Genomic DNA, 13739 nt, shown 5'->3' with positions numbered 1-13739 from the left:
TGTATCCTTTCTAAATTGCGCTGGAGAAAAAAAATAAATGAATATTAATCTTGAGTAGGTACAGCATCTGCTTTAGGTTCAGCTTGATCCTGACTTGGGCGATCACTGTTTTTATAAATTAAATATTGTGCTCGCTTGTCATAGTTTGGATCACTGGGTAGTTGTAATGCACCAGTCTGACCACATCCAGCCAAAATTGAAACAACGGCTGCACTGATAACTCCGATCAAAATACGCATACCTACACCTATCAGTAAAATTTATAGAAGTATACCTTGATCATCTAATTCACCAAAGTATTTAACGCAACAGAAATAAAAAAACGCCAGTTTTTACTGACGTTTCTTTTGACTTAAATTGCAAATCATTTATAAGTTTTTATTTTTTCTTATAAAAACCAAAATAACCAATGATCAGAATAACAAACCAAATCGGGCTCACCATCAATGCACGGCGAGTATCATCTTCTAAAGCCAATACTCCAATCATACCAATAAAGAATATAGCAACAATCGCACATGTCACCAATCCACCTGGTAGTTTAAATTTCGATTTGGCATGAAGTTCTGGGCGTGTTTTGTAATAGACCACATAACTCCAAATGATCATCAACCATACACAAATAAATAAAATGGTGGAAAGTGTTGTCGCTAAAGTAAATGCTTCCACCGTATTCGGTACGAAGTATTGCAGTGCTGCCCCTAGTAACAAACATACTGCTGAGAAATACAAGGCATTCGCTGGCACAGCTCGCTTATTCAGTCTTCCAAACGCTTCAGGTGCTTGAGTTTCGCGCGATAAGCCAAATAGCATGCGGCTGGTTGAGAATACGCCACTGTTCATCGATGACATCACTGAAGACAATACAACCAAATTCATAATAATAGCAGCGGCTGCAATACCTGCTTGACTAAACAAGTTTACAAATGGGGAAATATTCGGATCAATCGTATTCCATGGTGTAACCGACATCACCACCAGCAACGATAAAACATAGAAAATAATGATTCGAATAGGAATCGAATTGACAGCTTTCGGCAAATTCGTTTCAGGATCTTTAGTTTCAGCTGCGGTTGTACCCACCAGTTCTACACCCACAAAAGCAAAAATTGCGATTTGGAAGCCTGCCAAGAAACCGATTGCACCTGTTGGGAAGATCCCGCCGTGTGACCAAATATTACTGAATGCTGCGATTTCACCTGATGTAGAAGTGAAACCTGTAAATATCATCCAAAAGCCAACGCCAATTAAAACCACAATTGCGATAATCTTGATTAAAGCAAACCAGAATTCTAATTCACCAAACAGTTTCACCGTAACAAGATTCAATCCCATGATAAATACGATTGCAGCGATGCTAATCATTACCCCTTCTTCAGGGCTAAAAGGCATCCCATTATTGAAGAACTGAAGGTAATAAATGATCGCCGATAAATCTGCAATACCAATGGTGATCCAACACAGCCAGTAGGTCCAGCCCACAAAGTAACCTGCCCATGGTCCAATTAAATCCGTGGCGAAATCAATAAAAGACTTATATTGCAAATTTGAAAGCAACAATTCGCCTAGTGCTCGCATCACTAAAAAAACCATGAAACCGATGATCATGTAAATTACAAGAATTGAAGGACCAGCTAGGCTAATTGTTTTCCCAGAGCCCATGAACAAACCTGTTCCAATTGCGCCTCCAATTGCAATTAACTGCAAATGTCGATTAGATAGACTTCGTTGTAATTCACCATTTTGCTGAGGCGAATTTATATTTTGATCTGACATTTTCAAATTCACCAAATATATTAATCGGCACAACTTAACTGAAAAAAATCAGATTTCAAAAAGAAAATTAGCACGATCAATATTTTCTAATTAGTTTAAAGTATTAATTCATTTTTCTTATATATCACCAGAGTGATCAATTATTCATCATATTTATTTATCTTATTTTGAGTAAAATATTGAAAATCTTGTTGTTATATGTAAAAAATATAAGTGCAAAAAATAATCAAAAGGAATGATGTGTTTGATCGCACAAAAGTATGGCATATCCCTTGCTTGATCATGCATGTAAAAAACAATCAGGAAAATAAGAAGGTAATTTATGCAAGAAATACAATCAATCATGGAAACACTCAGCGGCTTAGTCTGGGGACCTTATATGCTGGTGCTGATTGTTGGGACAGGTGTTTTCTTAACATTCCGTCTACTTTTTTGGCAATTCAGGATGCTTCCATTGGCATTTAAACAAGTGTTCGGGAAACACCCAGATAAAAAAGACTCGGGAGATATCTCACAATTTGCCTCACTCATGACCGCACTTTCAGCCACGATTGGTACAGGTAATATCGCAGGGGTAGCGACTGCTTGTGTACTGGGTGGTCCGGGTGCTGTATTCTGGATGTGGATGACTGCTTTTTTCGGTATGGCAACCAAATACGGTGAAGGTGTTTTGGCGGTCAAATACCGTATAAAAAATGAAAAAGGAGAAATGTCTGGTGGTCCAATGTACTACATTGAACGAGGACTTGGCGCGAAATGGAAGTGGCTCGCAGTCCTCTTCGCATTATTTGGTACATTAGCATCCTTTGGTATTGGTAGCTCAGTTCAATCAAACACAGTGGCACTAGCAGTAGAAAATAGTTTGGGTATAAGCACGCTCACCACTGCCATCATTATTACAATTTTCTCTGCATTGGTGATTTTAGGCGGTATTAAGTCTATTTCCAAAGCATCCTCAGTTATTGTTCCAGTCATGGCTCTAGGCTATGTCATTGGCGGGCTAATTATTATTTTCAATAACCTTGAATTAGTTGTTCCTGCTTTAAAAATGATCTTTACCTATGCATTCACAGGTGAAGCAGCAGCAGGTGGAGCCATCGGTGCAGCGATTCGTTACGGTGTTGCCCGTGGTGTATTTTCAAACGAAGCTGGTATGGGCTCTGCTCCAATTGCAGCGGCAGCAGCTAAAACTGATCACCCTGCCCGTCAAGGCCTAGTTTCAATGACAGGTACATTCATTGATACGATTATTGTGTGCTCAATTACGGGTATTGTTCTTGTTATGGGTTTCATCATGGCAGGACAAACATTTGGTGATCAAACTGGGGCTGTTTTGACCATTAGTGTTTTTGACAAATTACTACCAGGGTTTGGGGGCTGGGTTGTTACGTTCGGAATCATCTTTTTTGCTTATTCAACTATTTTAGGTTGGAGTTATTACGGTGAAAAATGTTGCACCTATTTACTGGGTGAAAAGTCAGTATTTATCTATCGTCTCATTTATATTGCTTCGGTATTTGTAGGCTGTGTCGTCACACTTGATTTAGTTTGGCTTTTCGCAGACACCTTCAATGGGTTAATGGCAGCACCAAACTTAATTGCCTTATTATTACTTTCTGGAGTCATTGCAAAAGAATCTAAAGACTTTATTGAACGTCGAAAATCTGGTGAGCTTTATTAAACAAATTAATAGAATTAAACCAATAAAAAAGCCTCATTGATGAGGCTTTTTTATCTTTTCACGAAAATTTCTGCTCATTCAAATTTTGTTTTTCCTCTTGATCCTTTGCAATTTCTTCCGCAACCTCTAAGCTCAATACAAAAAATAGAACATGTTCAATTTTCATATTGCCTCGTTCATCTTCAAGATAATTTTTAACCAGCTGATACTGCTTATTTTGCTCATCAAAAGGAATATCTAGATATAGGTCACCCAGATAGCTATCAATTTCATCCTCACCTGACAAACCTAGACATGGCTCAAATTCAATTTCATGTTGTTCAAGCCATGTAATCACAAGATCTCGAATATTTTCTTCCTCATTCTGATCATCCGTGTAATTCTCAAAATGAATAAACAGCACATCACGCTGTATTTCACGTGCGATGGCATCAATATGTTGGGCGTACAAGCGCATATCAAATAACTCAGTCGATTCTTGATATGAGTATAAATTAATTCATGATCGCTTTAATTCAATATCTCGTTAAAGCACACGTCATGACTTGTCTTATTGTGTTTAAATTTGATCAATATTTTTTTGTTTTCGCGATCTTTACTCAGTATGCTCAGCATATAGAAAATCACAAAACCTATATCAAGTTATGGCTAAAGCAAAAAGTGTATATCGCTGTGAACAATGTGGCGCAGATCATCCTAAATGGGCAGGTCAATGCTCAGAATGCGGAGAATGGAACAGTTTAGTTGAAGTCACCATTGCCCCAGCGATTACGCATCGCGCAAATCCAAAAATTGCAGGCGGTTATGCTGGTCAAGCAGCATCAATCACTACATTGAATCAAGTTTCAGTTTCTCACGAAACACGTTTAGCAACAGGGATTGGAGAATTTGATCGCGTTTTAGGCGGAGGGCTTGTTACTGGTTCAGTTGTACTGATCGGTGGTGACCCTGGTATTGGTAAATCAACAATTCTTTTGCAGACGGCAACCCATATGGCTGCCGCGAAAAGTTCCGCCCTATATGTCACTGGTGAGGAATCTTTATCTCAAGTTGCATTACGTGCCAATCGTTTGGATCTTCCAACTGATCAATTAAAAGTGATGGCTGAGACGTGCGTAGAGCGTATTTGCGAAGTATTAGCGCATGAACGACCTGCTGTCGCGATCTTAGACTCGATTCAAACTTTATACACTGAAACTTTACAGTCTGCGCCAGGCGGCGTTTCTCAAATTCGAGAATCTGCAGCCCTTCTGACACGTTTTGCGAAGAACAGCGGAACAGCTTTATTTATTGTGGGTCATGTGACCAAAGAAGGTGCTTTAGCTGGCCCTCGTGTTTTAGAACACATGGTCGATTGCGTACTTTATTTTGAAGGTCAATCTGATTCACGTTATCGAATGATTCGAGCTGTTAAAAATCGTTTTGGTGCAGTCAATGAACTCGGTGTTTTTGGGATGACTGATAAAGGGCTTAGAGAGGTTGCCAATCCCTCAGCCATCTTTCTTAGCCGATATGATGAAGCGATTCCTGGTTCTATCGTCATGATTAGTCGAGAAGGCACACGTCCACTCTTAGTTGAAGTGCAAGCCCTAGTAGATGACGCGCATGGTCAACCTCGCCGTGTTGCATTGGGTCTTGAGCAAAACCGTTTGAATATGCTACTCGCCGTCATGCACCGTCATGGTGGTGTTCAAACTTCTGGTCAAGACGTATATGTGAATGTTGTTGGTGGCTTAAAAATTACTGAAACAGGTTCAGATCTCGCCGTCTTATTGGCCTGTGCTTCAAGTTTGAGAGCAAAAGCACTCCCTCAGCAATTGGCTGTATTTGGCGAAGTGGGATTATCGGGAGAGATTCGTCCCGTACCTAACGGGCAGGAACGGTTGAAGGAAGCAATTAAGCACGGGTTTAAATATATTATAGTCCCTAGAGCGAATGCACCACAAAAGGATATTCCTGGTGTTCGCATTATCGCCGTTGCCCGTCTACATGAAGCTTTAACTGAAGCGATGAGCTTAGCGGATGAACATTAATTCAGCTGATCAATTTATTTAACTATACACTGTGTATGAATACTGAAAAAAATTGAGGTTTAAGTTGAAATTTAAGCCAAAAGACTGCATAAATACAGTGTGAAATTAACTTTTTAAAATAGGAATTTTAGATGGAAGTTCGACAGCGTAGTTTAGTTGCAGGTATTTTAATGGCGACACTCATGGTAGCGCCTTTTGCAGAAGCAAAACGTGCTGGTGGTGGTAAAAGCCATGGTATGAGCCGTTCTGCTGCTCCAACCCAATCATATCAGCAACCACGTCAAGCTACTCCTGCCCAACAACCTGCTGCTCCAGCGACTGCGCCTCAAAAGTCTGGTCCTGGTGTGGGTGGTATGGTCGCTGCTGGTGTTGCTGGTGCTGCAATTGGTGCAGTCGCAGCAAATGCTTTAGCAGATGATGATACTGTTCCAGCAAGTCAAGCAGAAGTTGCTGCACAACCTGAGGAAGAAGGTGGTATCCCAAGTTGGGTATGGTTGTTGATTATTGCTGCTGCTGCGTTCTTCATCTTCCGTAAATTCGGAGCAAAAAAAAAATTAGCGGCTAACAACCCTTATGCACCAAACAGTTCAGGTCCACAATCTGCACCGTTTGGTCAAACTGCTGCACCTCGCCCTTCAGTGTCTAATGACAATACCAATATTTTTGGTCAATCTGTGGGCGGTGGCACAGCTGCATCTCAAGCGCCATTTGGTCAAGCACCACAAGCTCCTTTTGGTGCAGCAACAATGTCTAGTGGAAGTCAGCTACCTGACGGAACTGAACCAGCTGCTTTCTTACGCATTGCACGCCAACGCTTCAACCATATTCAATCAATGAATTCGGCAAGTAATATTGCTGAGATTCAACGTTATTTGACGCCTGATCTTTATCAATCGATGTATAACGATATTATGGGTAACCAAGATCAAGACGTAGCTGAGTTTTCAAATCTGAATGCTATGGTTGTTGATTCTGCGACTGAAAATGGTCAATACGTTGTCAGCGTTCGTTTCACGGGTACGGTAAGTGAAGACTTAAATAGCCTTCCACAACCGTTTGCTGAAGTTTGGCATTTCGTTAAACCAGCAGGTTCTAGTCAAGATTGGTTGGTTGCGGGTATTCAACAGGAAAGCTAATTTTATTCTCAAAAAAAGCCAGTGAACCACTGGCTTTTTTTGTTTCGTACACTGTTTAATCATTGTTGAGTGAATTCAATTTTGCATGTGTTAAAACTCTATCTCACCGTCACTTAGGAATGCATGACCGTATTTAATTATTAAATAGCAGATTTATTCAGATTCATTCAAAGGTATGAAACAATATAGAATCTAAGAATTATAAAAAAGCCCCATATTACTGGGGCTTGTTAATTTAACGACGAGGTAATGGAATATACTGGCTATTACGATCGCTGGTTTCAGCTGGTCGTTCACCAATAACCACTTCAGTATTGAGGCTCTTACCTTCACGTAAAATCTCAATTTTTGCAGAGGTATTCGGTGATTGCATTGCAACATAATTAATCAATTGTGATGGATTGTTGATCTCCTGATCATTTACTTTCATGATTCGATCACCGACTTTAATCTTAGCTTTATCTGCAGGACCAGACTCATAGACGCTGCTCACAATTACACCCTTCTCACGAGGTTGTAATACATCGGGTTGCGTCGGATTCGCCAAACCAATACCTAGCCACCCTCGAATTACTCTGCCTTCTTTTAATATTGAATTCAGAACTTGCTGGCAGACTTTAGCAGGAATAGCAAAACCAATTCCTAAAGAACCACCCGATTGCGAGAAAATTGCAGTATTAATCCCAATCAAATTACCTGCAACATCAATGAGTGCTCCCCCAGAATTACCTGGATTAATAGCAGCATCGGTTTGAATAAAATCTTCATAGAAATTTATACCCAATCCCGAACGTTCTGTCGCAGATATGATCCCTTGCGTAACTGTTTGTCCCACGCCAAATGGATTACCAATTGCGAGTACAACATCTCCAACTTCATTTCCACTCAGTTTGAAAGGAAGCACTGGCAGTTTGTCCATTTCGATTTTAATGACTGCTAAATCCGTATCAGGATCTGTTCCAATTACTTTGGCTTCTGCTCGACGACCATCATACAAAGCCACAACAATCTGGTCAGCCTGTGCAATCACATGATTATTAGTCAGAATATAACCATCAGGTCGAACAATCACCCCCGAACCCAAACTATTTTCATTTGGTTCTTGTCCAAAACGTTCAGGTAATTGACCACCAAAAAATTCTCTAAAAACAGGATCATTTAAAATCGGATGATCCACTTTTTTTACAGTTTGTGTTGTAAAAATATTAACGACTGCAGGTGCTGCAACCTTTACCGCAGCATTGTATGACACTACTCCCCCAGAACGTGTCGTATCCACCAAAGGTTCTACTTTTTCAGCTGGCATTTTATATCCATCAGCTGCTATTTGAGGCTTTGGTTGATTTAGTTTTTGCCATGTGACAAAACTAATAATGACAATAATGAGTAACACCCATGGTAACCATGTAAAGGACCGGCGCACTTTAATATCCTCTGAGAATTTTAATTTATTGATGACAAAAGTATTTTATGACTGCATATTGTAATCAAAAAAAATTTATATACCTAAAATTGTGAAAATAGTTTTGTTCGGCTTTAGTTAAGATTAAAAATATGCTTTGATCTTTATATTTTCACAGACTTAAGAACATTATGGCAAAGCTAAACGACATTATCCAATGGTGTGATCAGACCCTAAAAGCCAATGAATTTAAAGATTACGCTCCCAATGGTCTGCAAATCGAAGGTAAAACAGAAGTAAAGCGAATTGTTTGTGCTGTATCGGCTTCTCAATCAGCCATTGATGCTGCAATCGAGCTACAAGCTGATGTTTTATTGGTTCACCATGGCTATTTTTGGAAAGGTGAGCCATCTCCGATTACAGGAATGCGTGGCAAGCGAATTAAATCACTCATTCAACATGATATTTCACTATTAGCTTATCATTTACCTCTCGATAGCCACCCTAGCTTGGGAAATAATGCTGCGATAGCAGATTTACTTCATCTTGATCAAATTGAAGCACTTGATCCGAGTGAACGTCATCCCATTGGAAATATCGGCTATTTAAAAAATGCAATGACACCAGATGAGTTCAAAGCTTTTGTGTCACAACAACTTAATTATGATGCGATACATTTGATGGCTGATAAACCAAGTATTCAAAAAGTTGGATTTTGTACTGGCGGTGCTCAAGACTTTATCACTAAAGCTGCCGAACAAAATTGCGATGCTTATATTTCAGGTGAAGTTAGTGAGCGTACCTTTTATCAAGCTTTAGAATTAGATGTGCATTATTACGCATGTGGACATCATGCGACTGAACGTTATGGTGTTCAACGACTAGGTCAAGCAATTTGTGAACAATTTGGTCTTGAATATCATTACGTTGAACTCAATAATCCTATTTAAATTGATTTAACCACGCGTTTTAAATTGGAGTGAGCTTATACGTATTAATTCACGCTTTATTCTGTATTCTTATTTATAAGTAATGCGCAAAATATGGTGAGAATCTATTACAATAAGTGCACTTCGATGTAAAACCCAGCACAATGCAAGGAACTTAAAACATGACAACGATTACTTTACCAGCTCTTCCGTACGGTTACGAAGATCTTGCTCCACACATCAGCAAAGAAACTTTAGAATACCACCACGACAAACACCACAATACTTATGTTGTTAATTTAAACAACCTAATTGCAGGTACTGATCTTGAAGGTAAAACGCTTGAAGAAATCATCAAAGCTTCTGCTGGTGATGCTTCTAAAGCGGGTATCTTCAATAACGCAGCACAAGTTTGGAACCACACATTCTACTGGAACTGTATGACTAAAAACGGTGGTGGTAAAGCGACTGGTGCTTTAGCTGCTAAAATTGACGAAGCTTTCGGTTCTTACGAAAAATTTGCTGAAGAATTTGCTGCTGCTGCTACAACTCAATTCGGTTCAGGTTGGGCTTGGTTAGTTGCTGATGAAGTAAATGGTAAACTTTCTATCATGAAAACTTCAAATGCTGATACTCCACTTGCTCACGGTAAAGTTGCTGTATTAACGATCGATGTTTGGGAACATGCTTACTACATCGACTTCCGTAACGCTCGTCCTAAGTATATTTCTACTTTCTTAGAAAGCTTGGTGAACTGGGATTACGCTAATGCGAAATATGCTGGTCAAGAAGCTGGCGTTGAAAAATAAGATTTAACCGTCTTATTTTGTTTAAAAAACCATCCTTTTAGGATGGTTTTTTTATTATTTATATCGATTTGAGTATTAATAAATCAAACTATTCATTTCTTTACAATAATTGGTTGACGACTAGTAATTTCAACCCTAAAATGCGCATCAGATTCTCCAATAGCTCAGTCGGTAGAGCGACGGACTGTTAATCCGCAGGTCCCTGGTTCGAGCCCAGGTTGGAGAGCCAATCTAATCTCCCATAGCTCAGTCGGTAGAGCGACGGACTGTTAATCCGCAGGTCCCTGGTTCGAGCCCAGGTGGGAGAGCCAAGATTCTAAAAACCCAAGCATAATGACTTGGGTTTTTTTTATCCCTAAATTTCTGATTTGCTATAAAATTATTCTAATTTTCTAAAAAAGTCTAAAAATGAATACACCTTGGCTTAAATCACTGATTTTCTGGTCTCTACTTGTTGGCAGTCTCATCTTTATATTTCAATGCACTCAGAAATCTGAACATAATAAAATAGCCCCTACACTTATGTATGAACGTTTGTATCACTGTACTTCGGAATTATCCTCTGAACACACACTCCTGATTAAAAAAATTCAAAACGAGGTAAATGTGGAATCATCACAACAAACCATGATGGAACTTATGAGTTTATGCCGTAAAGCGAATCCACTGAAAAGCAAAGCAGAGTATGTCCATTTATTAAAAAAGCTATAGATCGTTTCACTTAGATTAAATTTAAATCAGTTGATTCATATTTCTAATATTTTTCAATGTTAAGGCTTGACCTCTCTTCATTTGACTCATAGAATGCGTACCAGATTCTCCAATAGCTCAGTCGGTAGAGCGACGGACTGTTAATCCGCAGGTCCCTGGTTCGAGCCCAGGTTGGAGAGCCAAGATTCTAAAAACCCACTCAATCGAGTGGGTTTTTTCTTATATGTGCTTTTATTTACGAATTCCTGTGTTTCAATCCAGTCAAATTACTTTCTTAATTATTGGTGTTATTGCAACTCTTGCCCTGCTCACCATTATCTTTCAACAATTATTTAAAAAGCCACAACGCTTTTACCCCAAACGCATTATTACCGCATTTGAAAGTAAAATGTTTTTTAGATTAAAAGAGAGTTTTCCGCAATACCATGTGCTTGCTCAAGTCGCTTTTAGCGCTTTAATCACAAACCCCAGTCTAAAGATTCGAGCTAAATTTAATCGAAAAGTGACTGACTTTGTCTTACTGGATGATCAGCTTAAAGTTATCGCCATTATCGAGCTCGATGATCCCAGTCATCTTGGTAAGGAACAAGAAGATGCTGAACGCGATCAAATGTTTTATGAAGCAGGATATCGAGTATTTCGCTATAACGATATCCCAAGTATTCAAAGTCTCAGAAAAGACATTCTTGCTAAAAAATAATTAGTTCAAAGGCTCTGCAACAGATGAAGCATTCTGCTCAAGTTGCTCTTGTTTTTCTCTAGCTTCAATTCGCGCGGCCTGTTCTGCACGTAAACGATCGTACTCTGCTTTGTTTTTTGCATCACTCTTTACTGCAAAAAAAGCGATCGCAATGATAAGCAACGGGATAAGGGGACCAAGACTTGCCAATAAAATAAATTTAGTGGTGAATTTCTTTTTTGATGAAGTCATCAACAAAACCTGTGTTTTTGAGTCCGAGGCAATATAACAGAATAAAGTCATAGAAAAAACTTTAGCTTTAAGTGTCAACTAGGATGCAACACCCTAGCTGACATAGTCACGTTTAGCGCACCGGTAAATACGATTTAATAAAATCAACAACCTCATCATTTTTCTCAACAATCGCTTGTGTATGCGATGCTCCTGCCACAATATCTAATACAATTGGAGGTTGAGTCCCCAATCCATTTAACTGATTTACTAATTGTTGTGTTACTTGATATGGGACAGCGGTGTCATTTTCACCTTGAACCACATAAACCGATTTCATGAATTTTTGAGTTCCAGGCTGATTATTACTTAAAAAACTACTCACCACTGGATCATTTTCAAAGCCAACCTTTAACCCAGGATAGTCCATTACTTTTTGTGTTGAATTTGATTCTAAATAAGTCTTAATATCTGTTCTAAATGCATCAATTAATGGCATCAAGCATATGCCATTTTCACCAGTCGCCCCCTCAGCTTTCTCTGCCACAGCTTGAGACCTAGATTGGAATATCGTTGCTAATGAAAATCTAGGTTCATATGCTTTAATCCCTACGCCTGTATAAGCAGCATAAGCTAATAGCTCTGAATAAATAGCGATTGCCAAATCTCTATTTTGACTTTCTATCGCTGAAATGGCATTTGGTGCGACTTGGGTAATAATGTAACCCAAACTGGATGCTGGAGCAGTCGCTACAGCCCCTTTAAAATACGGATCATTATTGGCATATTGTGCAATTCCTAATGACGCATGGCCACCTTGGGATTGCCCAATAGACATCCAAGATTTATTTAATTGTGATGGATATGCTTGATGAACTGCCTTTACTGCCTGAATCGCAGATTGTGCAGCACTAGATAAATGAAGAGAAGGATGAATCCCCTTAACTCCTAAACCTTCATAATCAGGGGCTACAATGACATAACCTTCTTTAAGAAGGCTGTTCGCTAAAATTTCAAAATTCGAATTAAGTACATTATTGCTTGGTGCACATTCGTCTCCAACACCAGTTGTTCCATGTACCCATACCACCGCTGGCCATCCTGCTTCTGGCTGAGCAGTCTTAGGAAACATGACCATTGCTGTAGCCTTAGTTTTCTGACCCAGAACATTCGGCATTTAATAAGTCATAATTTGGATTTTGGAAGCTTGCCCTAAACTATATTTTTGATAAGCTTTCTCAGCAACAAACACTTTTTCTTGAAAAATATTTTTATCATCATCACTATTACAAGCCGTTAAGAGTAATGCTGCCGTACAGCACATTGCGATAACCATTTTTTTAATCACATACTTCAATAATTCTTTCCCTTCATTATTATCACTCTCCATGAGTACTTTTAATTAAACATAAAAAAAAAGCATCCGACTAGGATGCTTAATTATTTTATTTTTATTTAATGTTAAGATTAAATTAATGCAATAAAAATCCCCATAAAGATCATCACCCCCACCCATCGGTTATGTCTAAATGCCCAGAAGCACCATTGCGGATCTTTATCACGTGTTTTAGTCCATTGATAGATGAAATCACCTACCACGAGCACTAATGCGATTAATCCAAATGGTACAAGTATGTGTTCAAGCCATAGTGCAGTACCAATTAAAATAACACTCATCGCCTGCAATAAACTGATAATTTTAATATCATTTTTTCCAAACAAAATAGCCGTCGACTTAACCCCAATCTTTAAATCATATTCGCGATCCGTAATTGCATATTGAGTATCATAAGCTACAGTCCAAGCCAAATTACCGAAATAAAGTAGCCAACACGTCCAATCCAAAGGCTTCCCCATTGCAGTAAATGACATCGGTATACCCCATGAGAATGCCATCCCCAGTACCACTTGAGGTAAATGCGTATAGCGCTTCATAAATGGATAGATGAAAGCAAGTACCAGCCCAATTAAGGCACAATAAAAAGTTTCAATAGGCAGGAAAAACAATGTACAAGCACTTGCAGCAACCAGTGCGATAAACACCCAAACTGCTTCTTTTGCCGAAATCACACCTGTGGCTAATGGACGATTTTTGGTTCTTTCTACGTGTGCATCCACTTTACGATCAGCAAAATCATTAATGGCACATCCCGCTGCACGCATAAAAATAGTGCCACATACAATGGCAAGCAGTGTCACTAAATCAGGTATTCCACCAGCTGCAATCCACAGCGCCCATAAGGTGGGCCACAGGACTAACTCAGTACCAATTGGCTTATCGAAACGACATAAATAGTAGTAAGCGCTTAAACGCTCGCGCCAGGTGATTGCTTGTGCGGTTGCCATAAAGTC

The 13739-nt window shown here is 39.2% G+C and carries 14 protein-coding genes and 3 tRNA genes; 9 read left to right on the top strand and 8 right to left on the bottom strand.

Annotation, left to right across the window (positions count from 1 at the left end):
• Positions 1 to 44 precede the first annotated feature (44 nt).
• Positions 45 to 239, bottom strand: coding sequence for an LPS translocon maturation chaperone LptM (gene lptM, locus AC1M9L_RS02930; protein WP_035267033.1), 195 nt, complete (start codon positions 237 to 239; stop codon positions 45 to 47).
• A 139-nt stretch (positions 240 to 378) separates the two neighbouring features.
• A complete protein-coding gene (locus tag AC1M9L_RS02925) occupies positions 379 to 1776 on the bottom strand; it encodes an amino acid permease (protein WP_481589701.1) in 1398 nt (465 codons plus the stop codon).
• Between the two features lie 322 nt (positions 1777 to 2098).
• On the opposite strand from AC1M9L_RS02925, the gene AC1M9L_RS02920 reads away from it, so the two are divergent.
• Positions 2099 to 3457: an alanine/glycine:cation symporter family protein gene (locus tag AC1M9L_RS02920; RefSeq protein ID WP_481591277.1), complete on the top strand. Its 1359-nt coding sequence runs from the start codon at positions 2099 to 2101 to the stop codon at positions 3455 to 3457.
• A gap of 58 nt (positions 3458 to 3515) precedes the next feature.
• Here AC1M9L_RS02920 and AC1M9L_RS02915 read toward each other — a convergent pair whose 3' ends face one another.
• Positions 3516 to 3914 (bottom strand): hypothetical protein, encoded by a 399-nt coding sequence (locus AC1M9L_RS02915; RefSeq protein WP_481591276.1) that lies wholly within the window; start codon positions 3912 to 3914, stop codon positions 3516 to 3518.
• A gap of 187 nt (positions 3915 to 4101) precedes the next feature.
• On the opposite strand from AC1M9L_RS02915, the gene radA reads away from it, so the two are divergent.
• Together radA and AC1M9L_RS02905 are read left to right on the top strand one after the other, a co-directional pair.
• A complete protein-coding gene (radA, locus tag AC1M9L_RS02910) occupies positions 4102 to 5490 on the top strand; it encodes a DNA repair protein RadA (RefSeq protein WP_035267023.1) in 1389 nt (462 codons plus the stop codon).
• Between the two features lie 131 nt (positions 5491 to 5621).
• Positions 5622 to 6626: a Tim44 domain-containing protein gene (locus AC1M9L_RS02905; protein ID WP_481591275.1), complete on the top strand. Its 1005-nt coding sequence runs from the start codon at positions 5622 to 5624 to the stop codon at positions 6624 to 6626.
• A 235-nt stretch (positions 6627 to 6861) separates the two neighbouring features.
• Here AC1M9L_RS02905 and AC1M9L_RS02900 read toward each other — a convergent pair whose 3' ends face one another.
• The gene (locus AC1M9L_RS02900) at positions 6862 to 8049 is read right to left on the bottom strand and encodes a trypsin-like peptidase domain-containing protein (protein ID WP_481591274.1); all 1188 of its coding nucleotides are present in this window, start codon (positions 8047 to 8049) and stop codon (positions 6862 to 6864) included.
• A 170-nt stretch (positions 8050 to 8219) separates the two neighbouring features.
• Between AC1M9L_RS02900 and AC1M9L_RS02895 the strand changes: the two genes are divergently transcribed.
• The 6 genes from AC1M9L_RS02895 (at position 8220) to AC1M9L_RS02870 (ending at position 11177) form a co-directional block, all read left to right on the top strand.
• Positions 8220 to 8978: a Nif3-like dinuclear metal center hexameric protein gene (locus AC1M9L_RS02895; RefSeq protein ID WP_481588532.1), complete on the top strand. Its 759-nt coding sequence runs from the start codon at positions 8220 to 8222 to the stop codon at positions 8976 to 8978.
• A gap of 161 nt (positions 8979 to 9139) precedes the next feature.
• The gene (locus tag AC1M9L_RS02890; protein WP_481591273.1) at positions 9140 to 9766 is read left to right on the top strand and encodes a superoxide dismutase; all 627 of its coding nucleotides are present in this window, start codon (positions 9140 to 9142) and stop codon (positions 9764 to 9766) included.
• A gap of 153 nt (positions 9767 to 9919) precedes the next feature.
• Positions 9920 to 9995: transfer RNA gene (locus AC1M9L_RS02885), tRNA-Asn, on the top strand.
• Positions 9996 to 10001: 6 nt separating this feature from the next.
• A tRNA-Asn gene (locus tag AC1M9L_RS02880) sits at positions 10002 to 10077 on the top strand.
• 506 nt (positions 10078 to 10583) lie between these two features.
• A tRNA-Asn gene (locus AC1M9L_RS02875) sits at positions 10584 to 10659 on the top strand.
• 65 nt (positions 10660 to 10724) lie between these two features.
• Positions 10725 to 11177, top strand: coding sequence for a DUF2726 domain-containing protein (locus AC1M9L_RS02870; protein WP_481591272.1), 453 nt, complete (start codon positions 10725 to 10727; stop codon positions 11175 to 11177).
• Here the strand turns inward: AC1M9L_RS02870 and AC1M9L_RS02865 are convergent, their stop codons facing one another.
• The 4 genes from AC1M9L_RS02865 to ubiA form a co-directional block, all read right to left on the bottom strand.
• Positions 11178 to 11408 carry a hypothetical protein gene (locus tag AC1M9L_RS02865; protein ID WP_051586562.1) on the bottom strand — a complete coding sequence of 77 codons (231 nt, stop codon included), beginning with the start codon at positions 11406 to 11408 and terminating at the stop codon, positions 11178 to 11180. It abuts the gene before it with no gap.
• A gap of 112 nt (positions 11409 to 11520) precedes the next feature.
• Positions 11521 to 12564 carry an alpha/beta hydrolase family protein gene (locus tag AC1M9L_RS02860; RefSeq protein ID WP_481591271.1) on the bottom strand — a complete coding sequence of 348 codons (1044 nt, stop codon included), beginning with the start codon at positions 12562 to 12564 and terminating at the stop codon, positions 11521 to 11523.
• Positions 12565 to 12777 (bottom strand): hypothetical protein, encoded by a 213-nt coding sequence (locus tag AC1M9L_RS02855; RefSeq protein ID WP_481591270.1) that lies wholly within the window; start codon positions 12775 to 12777, stop codon positions 12565 to 12567.
• A gap of 77 nt (positions 12778 to 12854) precedes the next feature.
• Positions 12855 to 13733: a 4-hydroxybenzoate octaprenyltransferase gene (gene ubiA / locus AC1M9L_RS02850; RefSeq protein ID WP_481591269.1), complete on the bottom strand. Its 879-nt coding sequence runs from the start codon at positions 13731 to 13733 to the stop codon at positions 12855 to 12857.
• Between the last annotated feature and the right edge of the window lie 6 nt (positions 13734 to 13739).

Source organism: Acinetobacter sp. ANC_7511, from assembly GCF_056779975.1.
This window is presented reverse-complemented; position numbering and strand designations above follow the sequence as displayed.

Coding starts and splice junctions, on each gene's coding strand:
- AC1M9L_RS02860 (WP_481591271.1), bottom strand. CDS start 12,564: ATGCCGAATGTTCTGGGTCAGAAAACTAAGGCTACAGCAATGGTCATG.
- AC1M9L_RS02920 (WP_481591277.1), top strand. CDS start 2,099: ATGCAAGAAATACAATCAATCATGGAAACACTCAGCGGCTTAGTCTGG.
- AC1M9L_RS02895 (WP_481588532.1), top strand. CDS start 8,220: ATGGCAAAGCTAAACGACATTATCCAATGGTGTGATCAGACCCTAAAA.
- lptM (WP_035267033.1), bottom strand. CDS start 239: ATGCGTATTTTGATCGGAGTTATCAGTGCAGCCGTTGTTTCAATTTTG.
- AC1M9L_RS02890 (WP_481591273.1), top strand. CDS start 9,140: ATGACAACGATTACTTTACCAGCTCTTCCGTACGGTTACGAAGATCTT.
- AC1M9L_RS02925 (WP_481589701.1), bottom strand. CDS start 1,776: ATGTCAGATCAAAATATAAATTCGCCTCAGCAAAATGGTGAATTACAA.
- AC1M9L_RS02855 (WP_481591270.1), bottom strand. CDS start 12,777: ATGGAGAGTGATAATAATGAAGGGAAAGAATTATTGAAGTATGTGATT.
- AC1M9L_RS02905 (WP_481591275.1), top strand. CDS start 5,622: ATGGAAGTTCGACAGCGTAGTTTAGTTGCAGGTATTTTAATGGCGACA.
- ubiA (WP_481591269.1), bottom strand. CDS start 13,733: ATGGCAACCGCACAAGCAATCACCTGGCGCGAGCGTTTAAGCGCTTAC.
- AC1M9L_RS02915 (WP_481591276.1), bottom strand. CDS start 3,914: ATGCGCTTGTACGCCCAACATATTGATGCCATCGCACGTGAAATACAG.
- radA (WP_035267023.1), top strand. CDS start 4,102: ATGGCTAAAGCAAAAAGTGTATATCGCTGTGAACAATGTGGCGCAGAT.
- AC1M9L_RS02865 (WP_051586562.1), bottom strand. CDS start 11,408: ATGACTTCATCAAAAAAGAAATTCACCACTAAATTTATTTTATTGGCA.